At 69.4% G+C, this 18,075-nt stretch carries 15 protein-coding genes; 7 read left to right on the forward strand and 8 right to left on the reverse strand.

Annotation, left to right across the window (positions count from 1 at the left end; translation table 11 throughout):
- The first annotated feature begins 3 nt into the window (after positions 1-3).
- The 3 genes from rpoC to E5A74_RS08110 all read left to right on the forward strand — a co-directional run bounded on the left by rpoC (position 4) and on the right by E5A74_RS08110 (position 5,661).
- Positions 4-4,290, forward strand: a complete 4,287-nt coding sequence (gene rpoC / locus E5A74_RS08100) for a DNA-directed RNA polymerase subunit beta' (protein WP_135983787.1) — start codon at positions 4-6, stop codon at positions 4,288-4,290.
- A gap of 285 nt (positions 4,291-4,575) precedes the next feature.
- The gene (locus E5A74_RS08105) at positions 4,576-4,887 is read left to right on the forward strand and encodes a hypothetical protein (protein ID WP_135983788.1); all 312 of its coding nucleotides are present in this window, start codon (positions 4,576-4,578) and stop codon (positions 4,885-4,887) included.
- Between the two features lie 84 nt (positions 4,888-4,971).
- Positions 4,972-5,661 (forward strand): hypothetical protein, encoded by a 690-nt coding sequence (locus E5A74_RS08110; RefSeq protein WP_135983789.1) that lies wholly within the window; start codon positions 4,972-4,974, stop codon positions 5,659-5,661.
- A gap of 16 nt (positions 5,662-5,677) precedes the next feature.
- Here the strand turns inward: E5A74_RS08110 and E5A74_RS08115 are convergent, their stop codons facing one another.
- Positions 5,678-6,175 (reverse strand): hypothetical protein, encoded by a 498-nt coding sequence (locus E5A74_RS08115; RefSeq protein ID WP_135983790.1) that lies wholly within the window; start codon positions 6,173-6,175, stop codon positions 5,678-5,680.
- Between the two features lie 180 nt (positions 6,176-6,355).
- Between E5A74_RS08115 and E5A74_RS08120 the strand changes: the two genes are divergently transcribed.
- Positions 6,356-6,766: a hypothetical protein gene (locus E5A74_RS08120; RefSeq protein ID WP_135983791.1), complete on the forward strand. Its 411-nt coding sequence runs from the start codon at positions 6,356-6,358 to the stop codon at positions 6,764-6,766.
- Positions 6,767-6,779: 13 nt separating this feature from the next.
- Here the strand turns inward: E5A74_RS08120 and E5A74_RS08125 are convergent, their stop codons facing one another.
- Positions 6,780-7,937, reverse strand: coding sequence for a carbohydrate porin (locus E5A74_RS08125; protein WP_166745696.1), 1,158 nt, complete (start codon positions 7,935-7,937; stop codon positions 6,780-6,782).
- Between the two features lie 149 nt (positions 7,938-8,086).
- On the opposite strand from E5A74_RS08125, the gene E5A74_RS08130 reads away from it, so the two are divergent.
- Entirely contained in the window at positions 8,087-9,853 is a 1,767-nt protein-coding gene (locus E5A74_RS08130; RefSeq protein ID WP_135983792.1) for a methyl-accepting chemotaxis protein, read from the forward strand.
- A 204-nt stretch (positions 9,854-10,057) separates the two neighbouring features.
- Here the strand turns inward: E5A74_RS08130 and E5A74_RS08135 are convergent, their stop codons facing one another.
- Positions 10,058-10,732 carry a hypothetical protein gene (locus tag E5A74_RS08135; protein ID WP_135983793.1) on the reverse strand — a complete coding sequence of 225 codons (675 nt, stop codon included), beginning with the start codon at positions 10,730-10,732 and terminating at the stop codon, positions 10,058-10,060.
- A gap of 149 nt (positions 10,733-10,881) precedes the next feature.
- Between E5A74_RS08135 and E5A74_RS08140 the strand changes: the two genes are divergently transcribed.
- Complete coding sequence (locus E5A74_RS08140) at positions 10,882-11,388, forward strand: DUF1993 domain-containing protein (protein ID WP_135983794.1); 507 nt, start codon at positions 10,882-10,884, stop codon at positions 11,386-11,388.
- A complete protein-coding gene (locus E5A74_RS08145) occupies positions 11,388-12,251 on the forward strand; it encodes a 2-dehydropantoate 2-reductase (RefSeq protein WP_135983795.1) in 864 nt (287 codons plus the stop codon). Before E5A74_RS08140 ends, E5A74_RS08145 begins: the two co-directional genes overlap by 1 nt.
- Positions 12,252-12,343: 92 nt before the next feature.
- Here E5A74_RS08145 and E5A74_RS08150 read toward each other — a convergent pair whose 3' ends face one another.
- The 5 genes from E5A74_RS08150 to E5A74_RS08170 all read right to left on the reverse strand — a co-directional run bounded on the left by E5A74_RS08150 (position 12,344) and on the right by E5A74_RS08170 (position 18,031).
- Positions 12,344-12,952: an ATP-binding cassette domain-containing protein gene (locus E5A74_RS08150; RefSeq protein WP_135983796.1), complete on the reverse strand. Its 609-nt coding sequence runs from the start codon at positions 12,950-12,952 to the stop codon at positions 12,344-12,346.
- Complete coding sequence (gene modB, locus E5A74_RS08155; protein WP_135983797.1) at positions 12,942-13,631, reverse strand: molybdate ABC transporter permease subunit; 690 nt, start codon at positions 13,629-13,631, stop codon at positions 12,942-12,944. The genes E5A74_RS08150 and modB overlap by 11 nt, the downstream gene beginning before the upstream one ends.
- A gap of 1 nt (position 13,632) precedes the next feature.
- Positions 13,633-14,388 (reverse strand): molybdate ABC transporter substrate-binding protein, encoded by a 756-nt coding sequence (gene modA, locus E5A74_RS08160; RefSeq protein WP_240699752.1) that lies wholly within the window; start codon positions 14,386-14,388, stop codon positions 13,633-13,635.
- Between the two features lie 89 nt (positions 14,389-14,477).
- Positions 14,478-15,524, reverse strand: a complete 1,047-nt coding sequence (locus E5A74_RS08165) for a glycosyltransferase family 2 protein (protein ID WP_135983799.1) — start codon at positions 15,522-15,524, stop codon at positions 14,478-14,480.
- The gene (locus E5A74_RS08170; RefSeq protein ID WP_135983800.1) at positions 15,521-18,031 is read right to left on the reverse strand and encodes a DegT/DnrJ/EryC1/StrS family aminotransferase; all 2,511 of its coding nucleotides are present in this window, start codon (positions 18,029-18,031) and stop codon (positions 15,521-15,523) included. The genes E5A74_RS08165 and E5A74_RS08170 overlap by 4 nt, the downstream gene beginning before the upstream one ends.
- Between the last annotated feature and the right edge of the window lie 44 nt (positions 18,032-18,075).

The raw sequence follows: 18,075 nt of genomic DNA on the forward strand, positions 1-18,075 counted from the left end.
GAAATGAACGAACTGACCAACTTCGCGAACCCGGTCGCCAAGCCGGAGACCTTCGACCAGATCCAGATCGGCATCGCGTCGCCTGACCGCATCCGTTCGTGGTCGTTCGGCGAGATCAAGAAGCCCGAGACGATCAACTATCGCACGTTCAAGCCCGAGCGTGACGGCCTGTTCTGCGCGCGCATCTTCGGTCCGATCAAGGACTATGAGTGCCTGTGCGGCAAGTACAAGCGCATGAAGTACAAGGGCATCGTCTGCGAGAAGTGCGGCGTCGAGGTCACCGTCTCGAAGGTCCGCCGCGAGCGCATGGGCCATATCGAGCTCGCCGCCCCGGTCGCGCACATCTGGTTCCTCAAGTCGCTGCCGTCGCGCATCGGCCTGCTGCTCGACATGCAGCTCAAGCAGCTCGAGCGCGTGCTGTACTTCGAATCCTACATCGTCATCGAGCCGGGCCTGACCCCGCTCGAAAAGTATCAGCTCCTCACCGAGGACGAGCTGCTCGACGCGCAGGACGAATATGGCGAGGACGCCTTCTCGGCCGGCATCGGCGCCGAGGCCGTCAAGCAGATGCTGATGGACCTCGATCTCGAGGGCGAGCGCAAGGAGCTGCTCGAGGAGCTCGCGACCACCAAGTCGGAGCTCAAGCCCAAGAAGATCATCAAGCGCCTCAAGGTCGTCGAGAGCTTCATCGATTCGGGCAACCGCCCCGAGTGGATGATCCTCGACGTCGTTCCGGTCATCCCGCCCGAACTGCGCCCGCTGGTGCCGCTCGACGGCGGCCGCTTCGCGACTTCGGATCTCAACGATCTGTATCGCCGCGTGATCAACCGCAACAACCGCCTCAAGCGGCTGATGGAGCTGCGCGCGCCGGACATCATCGTCCGCAACGAGAAGCGCATGCTCCAGGAAGCCGTCGACGCCCTGTTCGACAACGGCCGCCGCGGCCGCACCATCACCGGTGCGAACAAGCGTCCGCTCAAGTCGCTGTCCGACATGCTCAAGGGCAAGCAGGGCCGCTTCCGTCAGAACCTGCTCGGCAAGCGCGTCGACTATTCGGGCCGTTCGGTCATCGTGACCGGTCCGGAGCTCAAGCTGCACCAGTGCGGCCTGCCGAAGAAGATGGCGCTCGAGCTGTTCAAGCCGTTCATCTACGCCCGCCTCGACGCCAAGGGTCTCTCGATGACCCTGAAGCAGGCCAAGAAGTGGGTCGAGAAGGAGCGCAAGGAAGTCTGGGACATCCTCGACGAAGTCATTCGCGAGCACCCGGTCCTCCTCAACCGCGCGCCGACGCTCCACCGTCTGGGCATCCAGGCGTTCGAGCCGGTGCTGATCGAAGGCAAGGCGATCCAGCTTCACCCGCTGGTCTGCTCGGCGTTCAACGCCGACTTCGACGGTGACCAGATGGCCGTGCACGTCCCGCTGAGCCTCGAGGCCCAGCTGGAAGCGCGCGTCCTGATGATGTCGACCAACAACATCCTGTCGCCCGCGAACGGCAAGCCGATCATCGTGCCGTCGCAGGACATGGTTCTCGGTCTCTACTATCTCTCGATGGAGAAGACCGGCGAGCCGGGCGAAGGCATGCTGCTCGGCGACATGTCGGAAGTCCACCAGGCGCTCAACGCCGGTGCCGTCACGCTGCACTCGAAGATCACCAGCCGCGTGCCGCAGACCGACGAGCAGGGCGAGCAGTACCTCAAGCGCTACGAGACCACCCCGGGCCGCATGCTGCTCGGCGAGTGCCTGCCGAAGTCGCACAAGGTGCCGTTCGAGACCGTCAACCGCCTCCTCACCAAGAAGGACGTCGGCGATGTGATCGACGAGGTCTATCGCCACACCGGCCAGAAGGAGACCGTGCTGTTCGCCGACGCGATCATGGCGCTCGGCTTCCGCCACGCGTTCCGCGCCGGCATCTCGTTCGGCAAGGACGACATGATCATTCCGGACGCTAAGGAAGGCCTGGTCGACGAGACCCGCGCGCTCGTGAAGGATTACGAGCAGCAGTATCAGGACGGCCTGATCACGCAGCAGGAGAAGTACAACAAGGTGATCGACGCCTGGAGCCGTTGCGGCGATCAGGTGGCGGCGGCCATGATGGACGAGATCAAGGCGGTGAAGCGCGACGAGGAGACCGGCCGTGAGAAGCCGATCAACTCGATCTACATGATGGCCCACTCAGGTGCCCGCGGTTCGCAGGCCCAGATCAAGCAGCTCGCCGGCATGCGCGGCCTGATGGCCAAGCCGTCGGGCGAGATCATCGAGACGCCGATCATCTCGAACTTCAAGGAAGGCCTGACCGTCCTTGAGTACTTCAACTCGACCCACGGCGCCCGCAAGGGCCTCGCGGACACCGCGCTGAAGACCGCCAACTCGGGCTACCTCACCCGCCGCCTCGTCGACGTGTCGCAGGACTGCGTCGTCATGGAGGAGGATTGCGGTACCGAGCGTGCGCTCGAGATGCGCGCGATCGTCCAGGGCGGCTCGACCATCGCGTCGCTCGGCGAGCGCATCCTCGGTCGCACGACCGCGGAAGACGTGGTCGACGCCAAGACCAACGAGGTCGTCATCCCGTCGGGCACGCTGCTCGACGAGGCGATGATCGCGCAGATCGAGGCGATCGGCATCCAGGGGATGAAGATCCGCTCGCCGCTGGTCTGCGAAGCGCGCATCGGCGTTTGCGGCAAGTGCTACGGGCGCGACCTCGCCCGCGGTACCCCGGTAAACATCGGTGAAGCGGTCGGCGTCATCGCGGCGCAGTCGATCGGCGAGCCGGGCACCCAGCTGACGATGCGGACCTTCCACATCGGCGGCGCGGCGCAGCTCAACGAGCAGTCGAACCTCGAGGCGCCGGTCGACGGCACGATCGAGTATCGCGATCTGCGCATCATCGTCGACCAGCGTGGTCGCCGCGTGGTGCTCAGCCGCTCGGGCGAAATCGCGATCGTCGACATGGACGGCCGCGAGCTCGCGGTGCACCGCATCCCCTACGGCGCGTACGTGCTGATGGATGACGGCCACATCGTCTCGGCGGGCGACCGCATGGCGGAGTGGGATCCGTTCACCATGCCGGTGATCACCGAGAACCCCGGCATCGTGAAATATGTCGACGTCATCGACGGCAAGACGATGTCGGAGCAGGTCGACGAAGCGACGGGCATCGCCCAGCGCGTCATCACCGAGAACCGCGGCGTCTCCGCCAAGAAGGAGGATCTGCGTCCGCGCCTGACCCTCACCGGCGAAAGCGCCGAGGAGGCCGGTCGTTACATGCTCGCCGCCGGCGCAGTGCTCTCGGTCGAGGATGGCGCGCAGGTCCAGGCCGGTGACGTTCTCGCCCGTGTCAGCCGCGAGTCCGCCAAGACCCGCGACATCACCGGCGGTCTGCCGCGCGTCGCCGAGCTGTTCGAGGCGCGCAAGCCCAAGGAGAACGCGATCATCGCCAAGGTCTCGGGCCGCGTCGTGTTCGGCAAGGACTACAAGGCCAAGCGCAAGATCGGCATCCAGCCCGAGGACGGCGGCGAGGTCGTGGAGTATCTGGTTCCGAAGTCGAAGGTGATCGACGTTCAGGAAGGCGACTACGTCAAGCGTGGCGACAACCTGATCGGCGGCTCGCCCGATCCGCACGACATTCTCGAGGTGCTCGGCATCGAGCCGCTCGCGGAATATCTCGTGTCGGAGATCCAGGAAGTCTATCGACTGCAGGGCGTGAAGATCAACGACAAGCACATCGAGGTGATCGTTCGCCAGATGCTGCAGAAGGTCGAGATCATCGAGTCCGGCGACACCACGCTCCTCGTGGGCGAGCAGCTCGACCGCGACGAGATGGACGAGCAGAACGCCAAGCTCGAGCCGGGCCAGCAGCCCGCGCAGGGCAAGCCGATCCTGCTCGGCATCACCAAGGCGTCGCTGCAGACCCGCAGCTTCATCTCGGCGGCGTCGTTCCAGGAGACCACCCGCGTCCTCACCGAGGCGGCGGTCCAGGGCAAGCAGGATACCCTGCTCGGCCTCAAGGAGAACGTGATCGTCGGTCGTCTGATCCCGGCGGGCACCGGCGCGGGCATGAACCGCCTGCGCGTCGCTGCCTCGTCGCGTGACGCGGCGCTTCGTGTGGCCCAGCGCCGCATGAACGAAGCCTCGCTGATCGCGCCGGAATCGGCCGAGGAGCTGCGCGCGGCGGAGAACGCCCGCTCGGTCCGCGACAGCGGCGGCACCGGCGATGACGCGCTGGCGAGCGTGGTCCCCTCGGGCCACGGCACCGACGCCGACGCAGGCGAGTATCTGAACGAAGGCGAATAAGCCTTCGTCCAGCCGCGCAGGCGCTGACAAAGAAAAGCCGCCGTCCGGACGCCCGGACGGCGGCTTTTTCTTTGGGCGAACGGGGCGTCGCGCCCGCGGCGGCCTGACGGAAAACGACGCATAAAGAGGCGCATGTGCCCGGCCCCGCGCCCGATCTACGGGATATTACGGATGTCTCGCGCTCGACTCAGCCAGCCCGAGGCACGCCCGAACGTAATCGATTTGTTGGAACCCGCGCGCTCGACCTAGGTTGTTGCGGTTGGTTAACCATTGAAAGACAAAACAATGTCGCACATCGTAAAGAGGGTCGCACCCGCCGTCGTGGTTCTGGCGGGCGCCATGGGTCTCGGAGGCTGCGCCACCGAGAAATATGTTCGCGAGCAGATTGCACCGGTCAGCCAGCGCGTCGACGCGCTCGAGGTGAAGCTGCAGGAGACCGACAACACGGCCAAGTCCGCGCTGGCAGAGGCGCAGGCCGCCTCGCAGCAGGCACAGAACAATGGTCAGCGCCTCGATCAGCTCAACGGCCGCGTCGATTCGATCGACCAGCGCCTGACCGCGCAGGAGCAGGCCCCGCGCAAGCGGCCGCGCAATTGACGCGCCACGCCCTGATCGAACCTTGATATCCCATGGCGGTCGTCGCTTCGTGCGACGACCGTTTGCTTGCGAGTGCCGCAACCGATGATCGAAGCTTTTCTGGCGCTCGCCGGACTTGTGCTGACTGCCCCGGCAGACGACCGCCCGGGCGCGCCCCTGCGCACCCCGCCGCGGCAAGCGACCAGCGACACCGAAGCGGCGCCGGGCCCCTCCGAGGCCGCGATGCGCGTCGCCGATTGGGTCGCCGCCTCGGGCGACAATGGCGCGCGGCCCTATATCATCATCGACAAGCTGAACGCGTCGCTCTTCCTGTTCGATGCCAAGGGCAAGGCGCTCGGCGAGGTGCCGGTGCTGATCGGCGTGGCGGCGGGCGACGACGCCACCCCCGGGGTCGGCAGCAAGGATCTTGCCGAGATCGGCCCCGCCGAGAAGACCACCCCGGCCGGGCGCTTCCTCGCGAAATACGGCCTCGCCGCGGGCAAGCAAAAGGTGCTCTGGGTCGATTACGCGACTTCGGTCGCGCTCCATCCGATCCCCCCGGGCGCGGCGAGCAAGAAGGAGCGTCGCCGCCAGCGGATGCTCTCGCCGACCTCGGAGGACAACCGGATCACCTTCGGCTGCATCAACGTGCCCTCGGCATTCTACAGCAAGAGCGTGCAGCCGCTGTTCCGGCGGCGCGGCGGCTATGTCTATGTGCTGCCCGACACCAAGCCGCTCGAGGAGGTCTTTCCCCGCTTGCGGGTTCAGGCGCTCAACGGCGGCGGCGGGCGCTGACGCCGGGCGTCCGCCCCTATTCTTCGAACGGGTCGGGAGACCCCTGCTTCAGCAGCGCCGCGCCGCATCGCCGCACCGCCGCGACGGCTTTGCCCGATCCGTTCAGCGGCACCGCGCCGACCAGCTTGTCCTTGTACCAGAAGCCCAGCTTGGTGCTCGCGGCGAGGTCGTCGAGGATCTCGTCGCCGCTGAAGCCGATCAGGAAGCCGCGCGTCCCGTCGGGGCTGACATTGCCCGTCGCGGATTTCTTCCCCCAGCCCATGTCGAGCTTTCCGCCCTTCTGGAACCCGACATCGATCTTGTAGGCCTTGCCCTGCTCGATCGAGCGGAACTCGGGCGCGCGGAACAGCATCACCCCGGCGCGCTTGCGCGGCCGCCAGTGGAAGCTGACGTCGCCGCCGCTCACCAGCCGCGCCGAGAGGACGCATTCGTCCTTCCGGACATCGCTCGCGATGGTCCAGCCTTCGACCTTTTCGGTATCTTGCGCGAGGAGCGCGAGGGCGAGAACGAACATCACGGATCTCCGGTTTGACCCTGCTCTAACCGCTGTGCAACGACCGTGGAAGCCAGCCGGATGCATCGCCCGCCCGCCGGTCCGGTCGCGCGCTCGGCAATGCTGGTCTCAAAGCCGTGGCGAGGCGGCGCGCGACGCGCTGGTTTCGCCTGTGCCCCGCAAGGGCCCGAGGAGATCCGCATGAAACTGAACATCGCCGTGGCCGCCGCGCTCGTGCTGGCATCGCCGGCGCTGGCCCAGCAGACCGCCCGCGCGCCTGCCGCTCCCGCTGCCGGCGCAAAGGCCCCCGCAAAAGCCCCGGCAAAGGCCCCCGCGCCGGCCGAGGGCGTGTCGGGCCTCGTCCAGGGCATGCCCGTCCTGTCGTCGGACGGCGCGCGCGTGGCCGAGGTTGCGCATCTCTACGGGCAGAGCAGCTGTGGTCCCAACGAGACCTTCTTCGTGCTCGCCCCGCTCCAGCTGCTCCGCCGCATCTATGGCCGCGAGGCCTATGTCGACAAAGGCCAGCTGCGCCTGCGGATGACCGCCGCGCAGTTCCGCGCGCGCAATCAGAACCCGCCCGACTGGATCAACGGGATGCCGCCGAAGCGCTGAGGCGCGGCGTCGCTCAGAATTCGATCGAGGCGCGCAAGCCGCCGACCACCACCGGCTTCGCCTCGGCGTCGCCGCCGGCGTCGAACACCAGCTGGAGGTCGGGCTGGAGCGTCACCGGGCCGATCTTGTCCGAATAGGTCAGCTCGACCGCGCTCTCGGCGGCGGCGCTGTGCACCCCGTCCCCGCGCAGCACGTTGCGATAGCCCTCGGACAGCCACGCCTGGTTGACCCCGAACGACAGCTGGCTGTCGTCGCGGCCGGCCCACAGCTTCGCGACGAGCACGCCCGCCTGCCAGCCGCCCTTGAACGGCGTGGTCTTGCCGTCGGACACGCCGGCGCGGACGAAGCCGGCCACCGGATGCGCGCCCTCGGGATCGTTGAACGGCTTCTCGGCGACGATATAGGCGCCGCGCGCGTGCCGCTGGATCGGATCGCCCGCGCCATCGACTGCGAAGATGTCGTCCTGATGCAGCGTATAGCCCCACGCGCCGACGGCGATCTTGCCGCCCGCGCCCGCAATGCCGCCCTCGGCGATCAGCAGCGCGCCGTCGTCGAAGGTCAGGTTGACGCCGCCGGGATCGCCGAGCGTGCGCGCGGTGGCGTTGAGCACCGCGGCGCGGACGAAGCCGTCGCCGCCCAGCTTGTGGTCGATCCGCACCGCCAGCGCGGTCGAGGGGAAGATCGACGGGCCGTTGGGCCCCGTCGCCGCGATCTCCGAGCCGACGCCGAAGGCGGGCGCGATCAGCAGGCCCGCGGCGTCGTTGCTGTAGAATTCGCTGTTGAGATCATAGAGCCCGGCGCGGACCGTGGTGCGCTCGCCGATCTTCTGCTCGATCCACGCCTCGAACAGTCGAAGCCGATGGCTGGCCACCTCGATATTGTCGACGCCCTGCAGCGTGCCGGCGCGGTCGTTGGGCATGCCACCCATATTGGCGAGCACGTCGACATGCATCGTCGCGCCGTTCCAGCCGACCAGCTTGTCGAGCGCGAGATCGGCGGTGACGTCGAGATTGTCGAGCCAATAGACCCTGGCCGGGCGATCGCCTGCCGCCACGCCGACCACGTCCATCACATAGGCCGCGCCGAGGTCGACGCCGTCCTGCGCTTGCGCCGGCGCAATCACCGCGCACGAGAGAAGAAGAGTCGAGAATCCGAGCGCGGGGATCCGCATGTTTGCGCCTTTCCAATGCTGATCCCCACCCAATTATAGGCTGACACAAACCGGACATGCGGTTTCGGGCCTATAATTAGCTTCGTAATCCAATGATCGCGCAGATATCGGGTCGGCCGATGGGGCGCGGTCTTCAGGAGAGGCCGCGAATGACGTCGCTCAACAAGTCCGCCAATTCCGCCGCAGCGATCATGCTCGGTCTCGTCGCCTTTTGCGGCGTCACCGGCATCTGGGCCGCGTGGCAGCAGAGCGGCGCGCTCCAGACCCAGGTCGAGGCCGCGAAGCTGCTCCGCAACCATATGGAAGCGGACATGATGCACGACGCGATCCGCAGCGACGCGCTCGCCGCGCTGCAGGCCGCCGATCCGCGCAGCGGCATCGCGCGCGGCGACGTCGTCAAGGACCTCGAGGATCATCTCGGCACGCTCAAGGAAGCGATCGCCACCGACGCCGCCTATACCGGATCGGAAGACGTCTCGTCCGCGACGGGCAAGCTCGCAAAGCCGGTCGAGGCCTATGCCACCGCGGCGAAGCACATCGTCGATCTCGCCGGCACCAACCCGGCCGCGGCACAGGCGGGGCTCCCCGAATTCTTCACCCAGTTCCGCGCGCTCGAGACCGCGATGAGCGACGCCTCGGATGCGATCGAGAAGCATGCCGGCGAAGTCGGCGCCTCGGCCGAGCGCTTCGGCTGGATCGCGATCGGCGTGCTCGTCCTCACGCTCTTCGCCGCGATCGCCGCCACCGCGATGCTCACGCTCGCCGGCCGTCGGCTGCTGATCCGTCCGCTGCTCCAGCTCGCCGAGACGATGCGCGAGCTCGGCACCGGCAACCTCAAGGTCGCGATCCCCTTCACCGATCGTGCCGACGAGCTCGGCGACATGGCCAAGGCGATGGAATCCTTCCGCGGCCAGCTCGACGCCGCCGAGGCCGCCAAGCAGGCCCAGACCAGAATGATCGTCGACAGCATCGGCAAGGGGCTCGATCAGCTCGCGCTCGGCGATCTCACCGCGACGATCGAGGCCGATCTCACCGGTCCCTTCGCCGGGATCAAGCGCAGCTTCGACGAAGCGCTGCGCAGCCTGCGCGAGCTGATCGGCACGGTCACCGCCAGCGCCGCCAACATCCGCACCGGCGCCGCCGAGATCGCCCAGGCTTCGGAAGATCTCGCGCGTCGCACCGAGACCAACGCCGCCAGCCTCGGCGAGACCGCCGGCTCGGTGACCGTGCTCGACGATCGCCTCCGCGCGGTCGCCGCCGCCGCCGGCCGCACCGTCGGCAGCGCCGACGAGGCGATGGCGGTGGTCAATGACGGCCGCGGCATCGCCGGCCGCGCCACCACCGCGATGGAGCGCGTCTCGGAGAGCGCGCAGGGCATCGACGGCGTCATCGAAGGCCTCGACAAGATCGCCTTCCAGACCCGCGTCCTCGCGATGAACGCGGCGGTCGAGGCCGGCCGCGCCGGCGAGGCGGGCCGCGGCTTCGCGGTCGTCGCCGATCTCGTCAGCGCGCTCGCGATGCGCGCCGAGGAAGAGGCCAAGCGCGCCCGCGAGCAACTCGGCGTCACCCAGGCCGAAGTCGGCGTCGCCGCGGCGATGGTCGGCGAGGTCGATCAGGCGCTGGTGCGCATCGCCGGCGCGGTCGATACCGTCCACGGCCTGCTCGCCCAGATGGCCGGCGAGAACAAGGTGCAGGCCACCGCGGTCGGCGAGATCAACGAGGCGGTCGCGACGATGGATCGCGCCACCCAGCAGAACGCCGCGATGGTCGAGGAGACCTCGGCGGCGGCGCGCAACCTGCTCGGCGAGGTCGAGCGGCTCAGCAGCGAGGCGGCGCAGTTCCGCATCGACGGCGGGGCGCCCGCCCCGGTCGCGTCCTCGCGCCCCGCCCCCGCCCCCGCCCTCACGCTGCACTAGGTCCGGGCGCACTAAGCCAAATTCGTCATCCCGGAAGTTAGGCTTTCCCGGAAAACCGCCAAGGTTTTCCTTGGAAAGCCTTACTGTCCGGGATCCACCTCTCCACCGGGAAGACGCCTCACGGTGGATCCCGGACAGCGCAATTTTCTGACCAAATCAGAGATTTGGAGAAAATTGGCTTCCGGGATGACGGTAGCTGAGCCCTCAATCATCCAGCATATAGTCCGCCACGCCATAGCAATGGCTCGCCTGATAGGCATTCCGGCCGCGGTTCATGTGCGTCAGGTTGAAGCGCCGGATCGCGCGGCAAGCACGGTCCGAGGCGAGGAAGCGGCGGATCGAGGCGGCGCCGCGCACCTTGACGCCGAAAATGTCCGCCCCGCGCGGAAAGAACCAGCCGACGTCCTCCGGATTCTCGACGCAGCTCTCGAGAAACGTGTCGTCCAGCCGGTCCTGCGCGACCACGCCGTCGGTGGTGAAGTCGGAGAGATGGACGATGAACCGCGCGCGGAGGCCCTCGGCATCGGCATAGAGCGTGAACAGCTCCATCCAGCTCGCATTGACGCGCACCAGCGGCTTGTCCGAAGTCGAGGGCAGGCAGGAGACCGACCAGTAGTCCCGCTCGGTCCGGCGCGGCATCGGCAGGCAGGTTTCGGCATAGGCGCGCAGGATAGCCAGCGCCTCCTGCGCGTGCGGGCGCCGCAGCAGCTTCTCGACCCGGGCGGCATATTTGAACCTTTGCTCGATCGAGTCGCCGCGCGTTTCGGCGTCGTCCAGCGCGATCCTGCCGTCGATCCAGTCGCGCTGTCGCTCGCGGTCCAGAAACTGGCGGATGCCCGTGGCGCCATCGCGGGATGCGGGACGGGGTCGTGGGCTCATCGGGATTTGCCTTGCGCTTCGCGTTGCCGGCCCGATGCCTATTCCGCCTCCCCCGGGAACCGCAAGTTTGCGGGCCGCGAACGGCGCGCCGCGATCGACAGGCGTCACGACGCTGGTCAAGCTGCCCCGGCCGCCCTATTCCCGCGCGCATGGCAACCGAGCTCTACGACCTCACGGTCCCCGTCTTCCTGCGCGGCTTCAAGGCGATGGCCGCGTTCCTCGAAAAGGCGCGCGCGCATGCCGATGCGAATGGCATCGCGCATGACGATCTGCTCACCGCGCGGCTCTACGACGACATGGCGCCGCTCACGTCGCAGATCCAGCGCGCCAGCGACGCCGCCAAGTTCGCCGCCGCGCGTCTCGCCGGGATCGAGGCCCCCGCGATGCCCGATACCGAGGCGAGCTTCGACGAACTCCAGGCGCGCATCGCCGCCACCGTCGATTTCCTCAATTCGGTGCCGCGCGAGAGCATCGACGGCCGCGAGGATGCCGATGTCGAGTTGAAGACTCCGTCGCGCAGCTTCCAGTTCAAGGGCCGCGGCTATCTGCTCGGCTTCGCGCTGCCCAATTTCTATTTCCACGCCACCACTGCCTACGGCATCCTGCGTCACAAGGGCGTGCCGCTCGGCAAGATGGACTATCTGGGCGGCATCTGATGGCGCGGGTCGCGGTCATCGGCGCGGGCGCGATCGGCGGCACGCTCGCCGCGTGGCTCGCGCAGGATCACCAGGTCACCGTCTGCGCGCGCAGCCCGCTCGCCGATCTCGAGATCGAGACGCCCGGCGGCACGATCCGCGCCGCGCCGGCGATCCTCACCGATCCCGCGACGGCGACGCCGGTCGATTGGGTGCTCGCCACCACCAAGGCCTATGACTGCGCCGCCGCCGCCGCATGGCTGCCCGGGCTGATGGACGCGGGCACGCGCCTCGCCGTCATCCAGAACGGCGTCGAGCAGCGCGAGCGCTTCCCGATGGTCCCGCAGCCGCGCACGCTGCCGGTGATCATCGATCTTCCCGCCGAGCGCACCGCCCCCGGCCGCATCGTCCAGCGCCGCGACGGCACGATCCATGTCCCCGAGGGCGCAATCGGCGACGCCTTCGTCGCGCTGTTCGCCGACACGGTGATCGCCGCGCAGACCACCCCGGATTTCATCACCGCGGCATGGCGCAAGCTCGCGATCAACTGCGCCGGCATCGTCAGCGCGATCACCCGCCGCCCTGCTGAGGTGGCGAACGACGAAGGCGTCGCCGAGGTGATGCGCGGTCTCGTCCGCGAATGCATCGCGGTCGGCCGCGCCGAGGGCGCGACGCTGGCCGACAAGCTCGCCGATCAGGTCGTCGAATGGACCCGCAAGGCGCATCCGCAATCGGTCAATTCGCTCCACGCCGATTTCGTCGCCGGCCGCCCGATGGAGCTCGACGCGCGCAACGGCGTGATCGTCCGGCTCGGCGCGAAGCACGGCATCGCGACCCCGCTCAACCAGGCCTGCGCCGCGCTGCTCGCGGCGAGCGCGGTCTAGATCATGTCAGTGCTCCTGCGGAAGCAGGAGCCCAGGGTTACAAGCGACGTCACTCACGACTCCGGGCTCCTGGCTTTCGCAGGAGCACGAGGTCAGATCTCCACGATCCTTTTGCCCAGCCGTTCCGCCTCGTCGCGGTCGTGCGTCACCAGCAGGATCGGCAGTCCCAGCGCGTCGCGCAGCCGCTCGATCAGCGCCATGATCTCCTCGCGCCGCGCGCGGTCGAGCGACGACAAGGGCTCGTCGAGCAGCAGGAAGCGCGGGTTCGAGAGCAGCGCCCGCCCGATCGCCACGCGCCGCGCCTCGCCGCCCGACAGCGTCCGCGGCCAGCGATCGAGCAGCGCCGCGAGCCCGAGCAGCGCGATCGTCTCGTCGACATCGACCGCGCCCGCCCCGTGCCGCCAGCCATAGAGCAGGTTCGCCCGCACGCGCTTGTGCGGAAACAGCCGCGCTTCCTGGAAGACATAGCCCGCGCGCCGCCGCTCGGGCGGCAGGTCGAGCCCGGTCGCCGCGTCGAACAGCGTCTCGCCGCCGACCCGGACATGCCCGAAATCGGGGGAGATCAGCCCGGCCACCATGTTGAGCACGCTGGTCTTGCCCGCCCCCGAGGGGCCGAACAGCACCGTCAGCCCGTCGCCTTCGATCCGGCAGGCGATCGCCGCGTCGCCCCGCCGCAGCCCGACATCGACGTCAAAGGACATGCAGCCCCCGCCCCGCGCGCCGCGCGATCAGCTCGGACGCGATCAGCGCCACCAGCGAGAGCAGCACCGATATCCCCGCCAGCCGCAGCACCAGCGCCTCGCCGCCGGGAGTCTGCAGCGCCGCATAGATCGCCAGCGGCAGCGTGCCCGTCTCGCCCGGAACGTTCGACACGAAGGTGATCGTCGCGCCGAACTCGCCCAGCGCCCGCGCGAAGCCGAGCACCACCCCGGCGATCACGCCCGGCAGGCTGAGCGGCAGCGTCACCGTCCGAAAGCTCCGCCAGCGCCCCGCGCCGAGCGTCCGCGCCGCCTGTTCGAGCCGCCGGTCGACGCCCTCGATCGAAAGCCGGATCGCGCGCACCATCAGCGGCAGCGCCATCACCCCCGCCGCGATCGCCGCGCCGGTCCAGCGGAACAGCACGCTCACCCCGAACCAGTCCTGCAGCCACGCCCCGATCGGACCCGCCGGCGCGAAGGCGAGCAGCAGCAGCCAGCCGGTCACCACCGGCGGCACCACCAGCGGGAGATGGACCAGCGCGTCGAGCAGCACCTTGCCCGGAAACCGTCCGCGCGCGAGCAGCCAGGCCAGCGCGAACGCCGGCGGCAGGCTCGCCGCCACCGCCACTCCGCCGACCTTGAGCGACAGGGCGACGATCCCCCATTCCTCCGGGGTCAGCATCTCAAGGCGCCATGAACCCGAACCGCGCGAAGATCGCCTTGCCCGCGCCCGAGAGTAGGAAGCGCCGGAATCCCTCCGCATCGGAGCTGGTCGCCGCGCGCAGCCGCGCCAGCGGATAGCGGATCGGCGGATGGCTGTTCGCCGGCAGCAGCCGCACCGCGCGCACCAGCCGCGAGGCGCGGGCATCGGTGGCATAGACCACGCCCCATTCGGCCGCGCCGCGCTCGACCAGCGCCAGCGCCGCGCGGACATTCTCGCCGCGCACCACCCGCGGCGCGACGCTCTGCCACACCCCCAGCCGGGTCAGCGATGCCTGGGCATAGCGCCCGGCGGGCACCGATGCCGGATCGGCCAACGCCACCCGGCCGTTCGCCAGCAATCGCCCGAGCGGCAGCTTCGCCGCGGCCGCTGGCGCGCTCGCCGGCTGCACCACCACCAGCCGGTTGCCGACGAGATTGGCGCGGCTCCCCGCCACGATCATCCCGCGGCGCTCGACATCGTCCATCCACGGCTCGTCGGCCGAGACGAACAGGTCCGCCGCCGCCCCCGCCGCGATCTGCCGCGCCAGCGCCGAGGAGGCCGCGAACGACAGCACCGGCCGGGCATGGCCGAGCCGCGCCCACGCATCGGCCGCCGCGTTCATCGATTCCTGCAGGCTCGCCGCGGCCAGCACCAGCGGCCCGCGCTGCGCCGCAAGGGCCTGCCGCCCACCCAGCGCCGCGGCGCCGAACCCGATCAGAAGAGAGCGCCGGTTCATCATCGCCGGCAGCTATGACGCACGGTCGACGCCGAGGGCAAGAGTGGCGGTGGCAAAGGCGGGGGCGCTTCTCCCCCCGCGCGCCGGCTTCAACCCCGTCCGGTCAGCCCGCGCTTCATCTTGCGCATCCCGCCGATCATCTGGCTCGCGAGCAGATCCGCCGCCTGCCCCAGCGGCAGCGGCTGGCTGCCCAGCGTCCGGTGCAGCAGCAGATCGCCCGAGCGCACGCTCGCGCGGCAGACGCGCCACCACAATTGCGAGATCTCGCGATCGATCGCGGCCAGATCCACTTCGGGGTTCGCTGCAGCGAAGCCCGCGCGCAGCACGCCGATCCCGGCGAACAGCCGGTTGAGCGTGTCGACATCGCCCACCGGCGCGCGCGCCATCACGTGCCGCACCAGCAGCCCGGCGATGTCGGGCGCCGCGGCGCCGAGCAGCGCGGCATGGCGCTCGCGCAGCAGCAGCTCGGCATGCGCGCGCATCGTGCCGTTATAGACGTGCGAGGCGCCGCCGGCGTGGCAGCGGTAGAGCATCAGCACCTCGTCGATCTGGTCGATCCGGCCGTGCGGCCGCAACCGCTGATACAGGTCGAAATCCTCGACATAGCGCATCTCGGGCCGCTCGAACGGATCCAGCCGGCGCGCGGCATCGGCGCGGAACATCACCGACGACCACGCGATCGGGTTCTGCACCAGCATCAGCCAGTCGATCAGCTCCGGCGTCAGCGGGCGCGGCCAATTGCCCGGCAGCCGCCGGCCCTCGATCAGGAAATCGGTCGCGCAGCTTACCAGCGCGACCTCGGGATGGGCCTCGAGATGCGCCACTTGCCGCACGAAGCGTTCGGGCAGGCTGATATCGTCCTGGTCGAGCCCCGCCACATAGCGCCCGCGCGCCTCGGCAAAGGCGCGGTTGCGCGCCACAACCGGCCCGCCATTGGCGGCTGAGCGGATCACCCGCACCCGCGGATCGCCGAGCCGCTCGAGCACGGCGACGCTGTCGTCCTGCGAGCAATCGTCGACGGCGATCAGCTCCCAGTCGGTCAGCGTCTGGGCCTGCAGGCTGGCGAGCGTCTCGGGCAGCAGCGTCGCGCCTTCATAGACCGCCATGATCACCGATACCGTGGGCGCCCGGGTCATGCGACGGCCTGCGCGGGCGTGTCGAGCAACTGATCGACGATCATCTGGCCGATATCGTTCTGCCACAGCCACAGGCCATTGGCCTTGCCGCTGAAGCTCGCCTCGCCGCCCAATTTGCCGTCGGGGACATGGCCCGAGGCGAGCCCGATGCCGAACACCCCCGGCACCGGCCGCCCCTCGGCGTCGATCACCCGGCATTGCTGGTCGACCAGCCGCGGCCGGCCCGTCGCATCGGCCGCGAGCGCGATCCGGCTGCCGTCGACATCGAACAGCGGCAGCGCACGCGGGCGATAGCCGAGCGCGCCGATCACCACGTCGGCGCCGGCGATCTCGCCGCGCGTCGCGGCATCGTCGCGGTCGCCGATCCGGCGCAGCGCCATCCGCGGATCGGGCGCGCGCCCGCCCACGCCGAGCATCCGCAGCACCAGCTCGCGCGCCTCGAGCCGGAAGCCGGCGAGGCGATAGACGAACCCGCTCACCGGGCAGATGTCCTGCGCGCTGAAATCGGTGAAGCCGTCGGCGTGCGCTTCCTCGGCCGAACGGTAGAAGGGCCGCAGCGGCCGGCGATGGTGGAGCGCCAGCGCCTCCGCCCCCAGCGCCAGCGCCGGCGCGGCCTTGAGGATCAGCGCCGCCGCGGCGAGCGCGCTGGTCGATCCGCCGATGATCGCGATCTTCGGCGCGGGCTTGCCGGCGATGCGCTCGCGAAGCGCATCGAGCCCGCCGATCCGCAGGAATTCGTCCCCGGTCATCAGCCGCTCGCCGGCCAGCGCGCCCAGCGCCGTGCCGGCGACCTGCTCGGCCTCGACATTGGCGCGGGTCTGATAGCCGCCGGTCGCGATCACCAGCTTCGCCGCGCGCATCACCCGCACTTCGCCGGTGACCCGGTTGATCACTTGCGCCGCCCAGACGCCGTCGGCGGTCCGCCGCGCCTCGACCACCTCGCTCCGCGTCGCCACGATGCCGCCGCGCCCCGCGACGATCGCCGCGAGCTCGGCGCCGGTCGCCTCGAGGAACGGCGTCGTCCGCGCCAGCGGCACGCCAAGCTTGCCGACATGCATCGCCACTTCCTGCCCCGCGCTATGCCCCTCCAGCGCCGCGATCCCGTCATGGCCGTTGCCCTTGACCGCGGTCAGGAAAGTCTCCGCCGTGCTGTCCGAAGTGATCGCATAGGTGCCGATCTCGCCGCGCCCGAGCACCGCGTCGCGCTCGACCACCGCCAGCCCCGCCCCGGCGAGCCGCACCAGCGCGTCGCTCTTGCTCGCCGCGGTGAGCAGCGCGGTCCCCGCCGGCCCGCCGCCGACGAGCAGCGCGGCATGGACATGCGCGCCGCGCCGTTCGGCCCCGGCCAGCCCCTTGAGTCCCGATGCCGCGCACGCGTCGATCAGCGCCGCGCAGACCCGCTCGACATCGGCCTCGCTCATCGCGTCGGTCACCGGCAGCGACAGCACCCGCGCGCCGATATCGTCGCACACCGGCAGCGGCTCGCTCACGCCGTGGGCGCGGAACCAGGGCTGCTCGCCCAGATGCGGGCTGAAATAGTGCGCCGCGCCGATCCCCTGCTCGCCCAGCATCGCGATGATCGCGGCGCGGTGCCCGGCAAAGGCGCGCGGCAGCAGCAGCGACTGGAATTGCAGCGCCGGCCGCGATCCGCGCAATGCCTGAAACTCGAATCCCTTCTCCGCCGCAAACCCGCCCAGCGCCTTGCGATAGACCGCGTCGAGCCGCATCCGGTGCGCCGCGACGCCCTCGATCTCGTCGAGCCTGGCGCGCGCCACCAGGCCCAGCACTTCGGGCAGCTTGGCGTTGAACCCGGGGCCCTCGGCCGAGCGCCCGCCGGCAAAGCCGAAATTGCTCATCCGGCGCATCGCCGCGATCAATTCCGCGTCGCCCGAATGGACCAGCCCGCCCTCGGCGGTCGCGAACACCTTGGTCGCGTGCATCGAATAGACCACCGCGAACGGTTCGCCCGCGCCGAACTGGCGCCCCTCGGCATCGCGCGCGCCGAGCGAGGCGGCGGCGTCGATCACCACCCCCACGCCGCGCGCGGCATAATCGCGGTAGCGTGCCAGATCGATCCCCGCGCCGAAGGTGGCATAGGGCACCACCGCCGCGATCCGGTCGCCATATTTCTCGAACGCCCGCGCCTCGGCCGCGGCGCTCGCCGCCCAATCCTCGGGGTCGATGTCGCACAGCAGCGGGGTCAGCCCCGCCCATTCGGCGGCATGCGCGGTCGCGGCGAAGGTGAAGCCCGGGATCAGCGCGAAATTGCCCTTGCCCGCGCGCGGGCCCGCGGCATGGCGGATCGCCAGCATCAGCCCCAGCGTGGCATTGCCCACCGCAAGGCAATCGCCCTCGCCCGCGAACAGCTGCGCCGTCGCCGCAGCCTCGAATCCGCGCACCACCGGCCCGCCGTTCGAATAGACGCCACGCGCCTCGATCTCGGCCAGCGCCTCGGCCATCAGGCTCAGCTTGGGGGGGCGCGGCGCGATCAGCGGCAGCCGATCCATAACTCTCTCCAGATTGAATCCGGCAGAGCCTAGCCGCTGCGAAC

Source organism: Sphingomonas naasensis (genome assembly GCF_004792695.1).
Lineage (GTDB): Bacteria > Pseudomonadota > Alphaproteobacteria > Sphingomonadales > Sphingomonadaceae > Sphingomonas > Sphingomonas naasensis.